Origin of the sequence: Bradyrhizobium sp. HKCCYLS1011 (assembly GCF_051167795.1) — a bacterium.
Taxonomy (GTDB): domain Bacteria; phylum Pseudomonadota; class Alphaproteobacteria; order Rhizobiales; family Xanthobacteraceae; genus Bradyrhizobium.
The window spans coordinates 235,643-245,752 of sequence record NZ_JBNPTT010000011.1 but is presented as its reverse complement, the minus strand read 5'-3'; the positions used below and the strand labels follow the sequence as shown (position 1 = coordinate 245,752).

The 10,110-nt window shown below is 64.0% G+C and carries 11 protein-coding genes; 8 read left to right on the top strand and 3 right to left on the bottom strand.

Going from position 1 to position 10,110, the window contains the following annotated elements; genetic code table 11:
* Positions 1–134: 134 nt before the first annotated feature.
* Positions 135–1,583, bottom strand: coding sequence for a helix-turn-helix domain-containing protein (locus ACQR1W_RS32400; RefSeq protein WP_434854567.1), 1,449 nt, complete (start codon positions 1,581–1,583; stop codon positions 135–137).
* Positions 1,584–1,826: 243 nt separating this feature from the next.
* On the opposite strand from ACQR1W_RS32400, the gene ACQR1W_RS32395 reads away from it, so the two are divergent.
* From ACQR1W_RS32395 to ACQR1W_RS32385, 3 genes are all read left to right on the top strand, one after another.
* On the top strand, positions 1,827–3,464 hold the full coding sequence (locus ACQR1W_RS32395) for an isocitrate lyase (RefSeq protein ID WP_008974676.1): 1,638 nt from the start codon (positions 1,827–1,829) through the stop codon (positions 3,462–3,464).
* A gap of 28 nt (positions 3,465–3,492) precedes the next feature.
* Positions 3,493–3,705, top strand: a complete 213-nt coding sequence (locus tag ACQR1W_RS32390) for a DUF4170 domain-containing protein (RefSeq protein WP_035984176.1) — start codon at positions 3,493–3,495, stop codon at positions 3,703–3,705.
* A gap of 194 nt (positions 3,706–3,899) precedes the next feature.
* Entirely contained in the window at positions 3,900–4,445 is a 546-nt protein-coding gene (locus ACQR1W_RS32385; RefSeq protein WP_434854566.1) for a hypothetical protein, read from the top strand.
* Here the strand turns inward: ACQR1W_RS32385 and ACQR1W_RS32380 are convergent.
* Positions 4,431–5,072: a TetR/AcrR family transcriptional regulator gene (locus ACQR1W_RS32380; protein WP_434854624.1), complete on the bottom strand. Its 642-nt coding sequence runs from the start codon at positions 5,070–5,072 to the stop codon at positions 4,431–4,433. The genes ACQR1W_RS32385 and ACQR1W_RS32380 overlap by 15 nt on opposite strands.
* Positions 5,073–5,136: 64 nt before the next feature.
* Here ACQR1W_RS32380 and ACQR1W_RS32375 point away from each other — a divergent pair, with 64 nt between their 5' ends.
* Together ACQR1W_RS32375 and ACQR1W_RS32370 are read left to right on the top strand one after the other, a co-directional pair.
* Complete coding sequence (locus ACQR1W_RS32375; protein WP_434854565.1) at positions 5,137–6,081, top strand: alpha/beta fold hydrolase; 945 nt, start codon at positions 5,137–5,139, stop codon at positions 6,079–6,081.
* Between the two features lie 8 nt (positions 6,082–6,089).
* Positions 6,090–6,983 (top strand): alpha/beta fold hydrolase, encoded by an 894-nt coding sequence (locus ACQR1W_RS32370; RefSeq protein ID WP_434854564.1) that lies wholly within the window; start codon positions 6,090–6,092, stop codon positions 6,981–6,983.
* Between the two features lie 24 nt (positions 6,984–7,007).
* Here the strand turns inward: ACQR1W_RS32370 and ACQR1W_RS32365 are convergent, their stop codons facing one another.
* Positions 7,008–7,898, bottom strand: coding sequence for a metallophosphoesterase family protein (locus ACQR1W_RS32365; protein WP_434854563.1), 891 nt, complete (start codon positions 7,896–7,898; stop codon positions 7,008–7,010).
* A 122-nt stretch (positions 7,899–8,020) separates the two neighbouring features.
* Here ACQR1W_RS32365 and ACQR1W_RS32360 point away from each other — a divergent pair, with 122 nt between their 5' ends.
* From ACQR1W_RS32360 to ACQR1W_RS32350, 3 genes are all read left to right on the top strand, one after another.
* On the top strand, positions 8,021–8,515 hold the full coding sequence (locus tag ACQR1W_RS32360; RefSeq protein ID WP_434854562.1) for an NUDIX domain-containing protein: 495 nt from the start codon (positions 8,021–8,023) through the stop codon (positions 8,513–8,515).
* A gap of 75 nt (positions 8,516–8,590) precedes the next feature.
* Positions 8,591–9,523, top strand: a complete 933-nt coding sequence (locus tag ACQR1W_RS32355; RefSeq protein WP_434854561.1) for a glycosyltransferase — start codon at positions 8,591–8,593, stop codon at positions 9,521–9,523.
* A 71-nt stretch (positions 9,524–9,594) separates the two neighbouring features.
* The gene (locus tag ACQR1W_RS32350) at positions 9,595–10,107 is read left to right on the top strand and encodes a GNAT family N-acetyltransferase (RefSeq protein WP_008974684.1); all 513 of its coding nucleotides are present in this window, start codon (positions 9,595–9,597) and stop codon (positions 10,105–10,107) included.
* Positions 10,108–10,110 lie beyond the last annotated feature (3 nt).

Genomic DNA, 10,110 nt, shown 5'->3' with positions numbered 1-10,110 from the left:
GATGTTGCGAGATCAAATGGTCGACGCATCAACCAAACAACGACCGTTGGTGGTTATGGGTCCCCGCGTTCGCGGGGACGACAGCGGTGGTGAATCGCGCGGTCGGTCAAGCCGGGCAACGACATCCTGTCTGCTCACAACTCCCTTGCATTGGAAAACGCAAACGAGCTCACCCGCCTCGTGGTCTCGTCCAGGATCAGTGTGCGGGTGATCGGCGGCTCGGCGCGCTGGCTGCAGTTCTCGCGCTCGCAGAGCCGGCAGTTGACGCCGATCGGCGTGCCCTCGGTCTTTTCCAGATCGAGGCCTGCGGCATAGACGAGCTTGGCGGCATGGCGGATCTCGCAGCCGAGACCGATGGCGAAGCGCGGCTGCGGATGCGGGTGCGGCGCCACCGGCCGGCGCACCACCTGCGCGATCGAGAAATAACGCGTGCCGTCGGGCAGCTCGATCACCTGCCGCAACAATTGGTCCGGCGTGTCGAAGGTCGAATGCACATTCCACAACGGGCAGGTGCCACCGAATTTCGAGAACGGGAAGGTGCCGGACGAGAACCGCTTGGAGACGTTGCCGGCATTGTCGACGCGCAGCATGAAGAAGGGAATGCCGCGCGCATTCGGCCGCGACAGCGTAGTCAGGCGATGGCAGATCTGCTCGAACCCGGTCTGAAAACGCTGCGCTAATACGTTGATGTCGTAGCTGAGGGCTTCGGCCGCGGCGAGGAAGGCCGGGTAGGGCATCATGACGGCCGCGGCAAAGTAGTTGGCGAGCGTGATGCGATAGAGCCGGCGCGCGGTGTCGTCGAGATTGCCAGCGCGGGCCACGATGGTCTGCAAGGGTTGCGCGCATTCCGCCATGCCGAGCTGGAAGGCGAGCTGGAAGGTGCGGCCCGGCGCATCGATCAGCTCGGAGATCAGGAGCTGGCGGCGGTGGCGGTCGAAGCGGCGCAAGGTCTCGCGCATCACGTCGACCGGCATGATGCGGGTGACGACCCCATGCTTCTCGCGCAGGCGTGCGGCAAGGGCGGCGTAGAGCTCCTCTGCCGGCACGTTCAGCTCATCGCGCAAGGTCTCGGCGGCCTGTTCGAGCTCGGCGAAATAATTGCGGTTGGCCTCGATCAGGTCGCGCACGCGCTCGATCGGATTGGCCTCGAAGCGGGCGCCGCCCTCGTTGCGATCGGCCATCTGCGCGGCGACCAGCGTCTCGCCGCGGCGCGCCTCGGTGTAGGCGGCATAGAGCCGCTGCAGCGCGTGGGTCACGCCGGGGCAGAGCTCGGCGAGGTCGCGCAGCTCCTGCTTCGGCAGGTCGATCTGCCGGAACAGCGGATCGGAGAAGATTTCATTCAGCTCGGCAAAGAAGCGATCCTCGTCGGCCGTGGCGAGGTCGCGCAGATCGAGGTCATAGCTTTCGGCCAGCCGCAGCAGGATCTGCGCTGTGACCGGGCGCTGGTTGCGCTCGATCAGGTTGACATAGCTCGGCGAGATCCCGAGCCCCTCGGCAATCTGGGTCTGCGACAGGCCCAGCTGTTGGCGGATCCGCCGGAAACGCGGGCCCACGAACAGTTTCTTCCCGGATTCGCCTGCCATCTCGCCCTTCTGCTTCTTGGTGCCTCTTGTCACCTGTCAAAGGTCAGTCTTGCTGACCTAGATTGTGACAAAATTTACAAAACGACATTTGTGACAAGTGCATATGTTACATGACATCACCATTCAAAGACAAGCCATCTGTACGAAGCTTCGGGATTCGCGTTTAGCTCTGGTCACGCATTTCGCAGCGCACTGTCAAAAATGTTGAGTGTGCGAAGCGACCTAACGAAAAGGATCGAGCACATGAATTACCAGCCACGCGGGATCGGTGACCAGGCTGTCCAAGGGCCCGCTTCCTATTTGAGCGAGGTCGCAGCTGCCGAGGCGCTGCTCAAGACCAACCCGACCTGGAACGGCGTCACCGGCGAGGCCGTGGCGCGGATGCGCCTGCAGAACCGCTTCAAGACCGGGCTCGACGTCGCCCGCTACACCGCGGCGCTGATGCGTGCCGACATGGCGGCCTATGACAATGATCCCACCAAGTACACCCAGTCGCTCGGCTGCTGGCATGGCTTCGTCGCGCAGCAGAAGCTGATTTCGGTCAAGAAGCATTTCGGCACGACCGATCGCCGCTATCTGTATCTCTCCGGCTGGATGATCGCAGCGCTTCGCTCGGAATTCGGGCCGCTGCCCGACCAGTCGATGCACGAGAAGACCGCGGTGCCGGCGCTGATCGAGGAGCTCTACACCTTCCTGCGCCAGGCGGATTCTCGCGAGCTCAACGACATCTTCCGCAGCCTCGACGCGGCGCGGAAGGCCGGCGACAAGGCGAAGGAAGCGGCGCTGATCGAGAAGATCGACAACTTCCAGACTCACGTCGTGCCCGTCATCGCCGACATCGACGCCGGCTTCGGCAATGCCGAGGCGACCTATCTGCTCGCCAAGAAGATGATCGAGGCGGGCGCCTGCGCGCTGCAGATCGAGAACCAGGTCTCCGACGAGAAGCAGTGCGGTCACCAGGATGGCAAGGTGACGGTGCCGCACGAGGTGTTCCTGGCCAAGATCCGCGCCTGCCGCCACGCCTTCCTTGAGCTCGGCGTCGAGGACGGCATCATCGTCACCCGCACCGACTCGCTCGGCGCTGGCCTCACGCAGCAGATTGCCGTCAGCCACAAGCCCGGCGATCTCGGCGACCAGTACAACAGCTTCCTGGATTGCGAGGAAGTGACGGCGGAGAACGCGCGCAACGGCGATGTCATCATCAACCGGAACGGCAAGATGATGCGTCCGAAGCGGCTGCCTTCGAACCTGTATCAGTTCCGGCCCGGCACCGGCGAGGACCGCTGCGTGCTCGACTGCATCACCTCGCTGCAGAACGGCGCCGACCTGTTGTGGATCGAAACCGAGAAGCCGCACATCGAGCAGATCGCCAAGATGGTCGATCGCATCCGTGAGGTGATCCCGAACGCGAAGCTGGCCTACAACAACTCGCCGTCGTTCAACTGGACCCTCAACTTCCGTTGGCAGGTCTATGACGCGATGAAGGAAGCCGGCAAGGATGTCAGCCAGTATAATCGGGCCGAGCTGATGAAGGCGGAGTACGACAACACGCCGCTGGCGATCGAGGCCGACGAGCGCATCCGCACCTTCCAGGCGGATTCGGCCAAGCGCGCCGGCATCTTCCACCACCTGATCACGCTGCCGACCTACCACACGGCCGCGCTGTCGACCGACAATCTCGCCCGCGAATATTTCGGCGAGCAGGGCATGCTGGGCTATGTGAAGAACGTGCAGCGCGCGGAGATCCGTCAGGGTATCGCCTGCGTCAAGCATCAGAACATGGCCGGCTCCGACATCGGCGACGATCACAAGGAGTACTTCGCCGGCGAGGCTGCGCTGAAGGCCGGCGGCGCCCACAACACGATGAACCAGTTCGGCTAGCAACCATTCGGCTAACAGGAGACTGACCATGACCAAAGGCAGCAATTTCTGGGTGATTGGCGGTGAGTTCGGCTCGATGAACTTCCACAAGCTCGTGGAAGGTTCGGCTCAGGTCAAAGGACCGTTCAAGTCCCGCAAGGAAGCCGAAGACTGCTGGCGCGAGGTATCGGAAGAGAACCGGCACAAAGCCGGCGTCCGGTTCTCGATCGTCGAGGAACCGCAGCGCGCGCCCGCCGCTTAAAGCCATTCGCCGGGTATCTGCACCACGTTAAATGCCCAAGGACGGGGCGGTCTCATCCGGTTGACGCCGGGCGGGGCCGCCCACGTCCTTTTGGAATTCATGTAAGTGCTTGGAAATAATAAGCGTTTGCGGAACCTTGGGTTGCTGCTAGGCTGCCGGCGTGGACCTCCCTGAAAAACGTCACGAAGCCGGTCATGGCCCAGGCGTCCGATAGCGGTAACGAATCTCGTCCAATGCGGCTGCGCGAGGCGCTGCGGCAGGCCCGGATCGAGGCCGCCGATCGCACCGGCGTGGTGGTCGACCTGCGCGATGCGGAGGTGGCGCGGCTGGAGATCCTGAACGACGCGCTCGATCCGCTGTTCGAGCAGATTCCCGGCGACATCGATCTGTTCGATCGCGGCATCAGCCAGGGCGAGACGCCGCGGCTGTGGATCGATGTGGTGGCGCATATCGCGATGGGCCGCGACAAGCGGCAATATCGCTTCGTGCAGGACACCCGCAATGGCCGCATCGTGATCGCGGAATCGCATGAGGCGGCCATGATCGTGCAGGCGGTGACCGACTATGTCGCCAGGCGCATGGTCGAACGCGAGCGCGCATTCAGCCCGTCCCGGCAGCCGGCGCCTGCCGTCGCCACACCGCGCCGGCGCGGCGGCGTCTGGCTGTTCCTGCTTGGCTTCATCCTCGGCGCGCTGGCACTGTTTGGGATCGCGCTCTACGCGACGCTAGAGCAGATCTGACGGGGCGCCCGGCCAGGCTCGAAGGGCTGATGCCGCGACGAGCCGCAGTTCAGCGGCGCTCGCACCGTCCAGGGCCTGCACTGACAACCCCTGCAGGACGGTCATGTAAAACCGGGCGAGCGCAGCGGCATCCGTCGTCGCCGGCAGAACGCCTTCTTTGACGTCGTGTGCGATGCGCCGCTCCAGCGCCTTGCGCGACACCGTCCGGATCGCCTTGAGCTCCGCGGCCAGATCGGCATTCTCCTCCGACGTCATTAGCATGCCGCTCGACACCATGCACCCGAGCGGCTTGCCCGGCATGGTCACGGCGGTGATCCCGCGGTCAAGCATCTGGCGGACGGCGTCGTAGCTCGACGGTGCGTCGGCAATCTCCTTCGCACCGATCCGGACCGAGCGGTAGTGATGCAACACTTCGCGGTAGAGATCCGCCTTGCTGCCGAACGCGTGATAGAGGCTGGCGGCAGCGATACCGATCGCCTTGGTCAGGTCGGCAATGCTGACCCCGTCATAGCCGTGTCGCCAGAACAGATCGAGCGCCGTTTCCAGCGCCTCGTCACGATCGAATGTCGGCTGTCGGCCGCGGGACCGGGTCGTTGGTTCGACGCTCTTGTTCGATGAAGCAGCCATGCCGGCCAAATTAGGCTCTTGACGTTCAACCGCAAGCGCTTAATGTTTAGTGATCGATAAACAAATGGACGACGTCATGGGTGCGATGGATCAGATCGATCGACGAGGCTTGTTGTTGGGGGCGGGAGCCGCAGCGCTGGCTGCGGTCGGCAATCCGATGAACGCCGCCGAGCCACGGACAGTACCCGAACCATTCGTCGTTCGCTCGACGGATGGCACGATGCTGGTGGGCGAGGCCAAGGGCGACCCACAGGCACCGGAGATCCTGTTTATCCATGGGCTGCGGCAGAGCCGGTTGAGCTGGGACAAGCAATTCACTGATGCGACGCTTGCAGGCTTCCGCCTGGTCCGGTTCGATTTGCGCGGCCATGGCGACTCGGACAAGCCGGAGGCGCCGGAGGCTTACGCCGATGCTGATCGATGGGGTGACGACGTCGCCGCCGTCATCGCGGCGGCGAAGCTTCGCCGGCCCGTGCTCGTCGGCTGGTCGCTCGGCGGCTTCGTCGCCGGCAGCTATCTGAAATCCCACGGTGGCGCGCCGGTCGCCGGCGTGAACCTGGTCGATGCCGTGACCAAGCTTGCGCCCGATCTTCTGACGCCGCTCGCCGGCACCTTTGCGCGAACGACGACATCGCACGATCTGGCGGAGCGTACCGCCGAGACGGCGAGCTTTCTTGGAGCCTGCTTCCATCAGCCCCCGACAGGGGTCGAGCTTCAGCGCATGCTTGTGATCAACGGCATGACCGCGCGCGCAGTAGGTGAGGGTTTCGTGAAAACCGCGACGCCCGACCTCGAGCCGGTCTTCAAGGCCTATGCCGGTCCTATCCTGTTGACCCATGGACGCCATGACCGTCTGGTGCGGCTGGCCATGTCCGAGCGGATCAAGACCCTGCGTCCCGAGAGTCGTCTGTCCGTCTATGACGAAAGCGGGCACAGTCCGTTTTACGAGGAGCCGGCGCGCTTCAACCGCGAGCTTGCCGCGTTCGTGACCACGGCGGCGCGGAGCTGAGGGGCAGCATGGTGGGCACACCACCCTTCTTTCCAGGCTTTGCTCGTCTGGACGTGGACGCCGGAGGAGTTCGCTTCGCCGGCGTGATCGGGGGCGTCGGGCCGCCACTGCTGCTGCTTCACGGCTATCCAGAGACGCACATCGCGTGGCGCAAAGTGGCTCCGGCGCTCGCCCGCGATCACACGCTCATCATCCCCGATCTGCCGGGCTATGGCGCAAGCAGGCCGCAGACCATGGTGCCGCGCTGGACCAAGCGCCGGGTCGGTGCGGCGCTGGTGGCGCTGATGCGGGCGCTCGGGCATGAGCGGTTCGCGCTCGCGGGTCACGATCGTGGCGCACGCGCCGGATATCGTCTGGTGCTCGATCATCCCGGCGTGGTCAGCCGATTTGCATCGCTGACGGTCGTTCCGACAGTAGATGCGATGGCAGCGGTCGACTACAACTTTGCGCGCAAAGCCTATCACTGGTTCCTGTTCGCGCAGAGGGCCGACCTGCCGGAGCGCCTGCTTGCGGCGGCACCGGACGCGATCCTTGATCATGCCATCGCAGTCATGAACGCCAACAGCGACAGCGTGATCGAGCCGGCCGCGAGGGATGCATATCATCGGGCATTCCGCGACCCAGCAGTGCAGCATGCGATCTGCGAGGACTATCGGGCTGCGCTGGATGAAGATCTTGCGCACGATCAGGCCGATTGCACAGCGGGCCGCAAGCTCGACTGCCCCGTCCTTGTCCTGTGTTCAAGCGCCCAGGACGTTACCGAGCGGATTGCGATCTGGAAGGCGTGGGCCGACGATGTCACGGGCATCATCACCACAGGAGACCATCTTCAACCCGAAGATCGTCCGGAAGAAGTGATCGCGGCGCTGGCTTCGTTCTTTTCGGGGACTACGCCCGGCTGACACTTGGTCTCGCCGGACGGCTATTCAGAACAGTCGCAGCTGCCGGATCTCACGCATACGCAGCGCGTCGTTGATCCCGCGCACGGTCATTTCGCAGCGCCAATGATTGCCCTCGCGCGCGATGGCGAAGAGGTTATAGGCAGCGGCCGGATAATGTCCGTGTGCGATGCTCGATGCGGACGGGACGCCGACCACCGGAATTTTCCGCTCCGGACCATCGATCCAGATCGTCGAATGGATATGGTCGTGGCCATGCAGGACCAGTTCGACACCGTGCCGCTTCAATAGCGCAATCAGGTCAGCCGCATCGGTCAGCCGTTTCATGCGGTTGGTCGAGCGCAAGGGGTGATGCACCAGCAGCACGCGGAAGAGCGGCTCGGTCGATAGTGCCGTGAGCAGCCGCTCCAGGGCTGCAAGCTGTTCGGGGCCGATCCTGCCTGTCGCCATGAACGGCGCTGTCGGCACGGCTGAGGACAGGCTGATCAGCGCCAGCGGTCCGCGCTGGCGCAGCGAAGGGAAGCTTGCCGCCTGGCCCGCATCCGCATCGCCGCCGAAATAATCGGCGAAGCTCTGCGCGAAGCGAAGTCGGGTTCGACGCACATAGGCGTCGTGATTGCCGGGGATTGCGGTGACGTGATCGGGCGGGCCCACCGTCCTGAGCCAGTCCAGCGCCAGCGGAAACTCCGCCTCCATGGCGAAATTGACGAGGTCGCCGGTGACTGCGATCTGGTCCGGCATCTGGGTCTGCAGATCCGAGACCAGCACATCCAGCACGTCGCGGCGGTGATATTTGTAACGGTTCCGCGTCCAGTTGATGTAGCCGAGCACCCGTTTGCCGGCGAGTTCGAGAAGACGCGGATGCGGCGGCGGCGCCAGATGCGGGTCGGAGAGATGCGCCAGCGTGAACGCTGCCATGATCGGTCTGCCTGTCGACGATCAACGCTGGGGTGATCGTGAGGTGGTGTCCGGACTATCCTGGCTCTATTGGCAAGGTCGCGGCGCCAGTGCAAGGATAACCGCCAAACCTGGATGTGGCGGTGACAAGTCAAAGCAATTTACGCGTGCGGTTCGAGCCCTGGTTGCGGGGCGTGTTCCACCTCTATTGGCGCTTTGCCCGCGGCATGACGCTCGGCGTCCGTGCCGTCGTGCTCGATGCCGACCATCGCGTGTTCCTGGTCAAGCACAGCTATGTTGCGGGCTGGCATCTGCCGGGTGGTGGCGTCGAGGTGGGCGAGAGCTTCGTGGAGGCGCTCGAGCGGGAGCTCTTGGAGGAGGGACGGATTGCGCTCTCCGGCGAGGCGATCCTGCACGGAATCTTCCTGAACAGCCACGTCTCCCGCCGCGACCATGTCGCCGTTTATATCGTTAAGAATTTCACCCAGGACCGGCTGCCGGAGCCCAACCACGAGATCATCGCCAGCGGCTTTTTCGCAGCCGATGCGCTGCCGGAGGAGACGACGCTCGGAACGCGGCTGCGGATCGCCGAGGTGCTACAGGGCGTTAAGGCCATTCCCACCTGGCGCCCGCAATAGTGCGGTGGCCGCCCCGCTATTATGACTTTTTGCACCGAATGGGCTGCAGGCTTCCCTGCCAGGGGAGTTGGGCCAATGATACCACCATCGATGCGGATTGCCGTCCTGGTGCCCTGCTACAATGAGGAGGCCGCTGTTGCCTCCGTCGTGACAGGGTTCAAGGCGGCGCTGCCGACGGCGACCGTTTACGTTTATGACAACAATTCCAAGGACCGCACCGTCGCTGTTGCGCGCGAGGCCGGGGCCGAGGTGCGCAGCGAGCGGCGGCAGGGCAAGGGCCACGTGGTCCGTCGGATGTTCGCCGACATCGATGCCGACGTTTACGTTCTGGTCGATGGCGATGCGACCTATGATGCGCCGAGCGCGCCTCGTATGGTCGAGCGCCTCCTGAGCGAGCATCTCGACATGGTGGTGGGACTGCGCGTCGACCAGGAGCAGGCCGCGTACCGCATGGGGCATCGCACCGGCAATTGGATGCTGACGCAGTTTCTGGCCGAGGTGTTCGGCCAGGCCTTCAAGGACATTCTGTCCGGTTACCGCGTGTTCTCGCGCCGCTTCGTCAAATCCTTCCCCGTGCTGTCCGACGGCTTCGAGATCGAGACCGAACTCAGCGTCCATGCGCTGGAGCTGGCGCTGCCGGTTGCCGAAGTGGCGACGCCCTATTACGCGCGCCCGGAAGGTTCCGTTTCGAAGCTGAACACCTGGAAGGATGGTTTCCGGATCCTCGGGACCATCCTCAAGCTCTACCGCTCCGAAAAGCCGCTGCGCTTTTTCGGCGTGATCGGGATCTTTCTCGCGCTGATCTCCATCGGCTTCGCGATTCCCGTGTTCGTCACCTATATCGAGACCGGCCTGGTTCCCCGGTTGCCGACCGCCGTGCTGTCCATGGGCCTGATGATCATGGCGCTGCTGTCAGTCACGTCGGGGCTGGTGCTGGATACCGTCACCCGCGGCCGGCGCGAGATGAAGCTGCTCGCCTATCTGTCGCAGCCGCCCGCGAAAGGCTGAATTGCTCGCGCGCGGCCAGTCAAAGGCTGCCATGGACCGCGCCTTTCCCAGATGCTATCCCGCATCGAATCATGAGTGATCTGTCCATTACAATTGCCCCCGAAAAGCCATCCGACGCGCAGGCGATCGAACGGCTGCATGAGCGGACCTTCGGGCCCGGGCGTTTCGTTCTGAGCGCCTATCGGCTGCGCGAGCATGTCGACCATCTGCTCGATCTGTCCTTCACCGCCCATATCGGCACCTTGCTGGCCGGTTCGGTGCGGCAGCTGCCGATCTGCCTCGGCGACACCAAGGCGCTGCTGCTCGGGCCGCTGACGGTCGAGCCGCCCTTCCGCAAGCGCGGCATCGGCCGCGCGCTGATGGAGCAAGCGCTGAGCGAGGCCAAGGCCAAGGGCCATCGTCTGGTGCTCTTGGTCGGGGATGCCCCGTATTACAGCCGCTTCGGCTTCACGCCGATCGAAAAGGGCCGGGCGACGATGCCGGGTCCGGTCGATCCCAAGCGCCTGCTGATCAACGAACTGGTCACAGGCGCCTTCGACGGCGTGTCGGGTGCGGTCCGTCCCGATTGGGATTTCGCGCGATAGAGC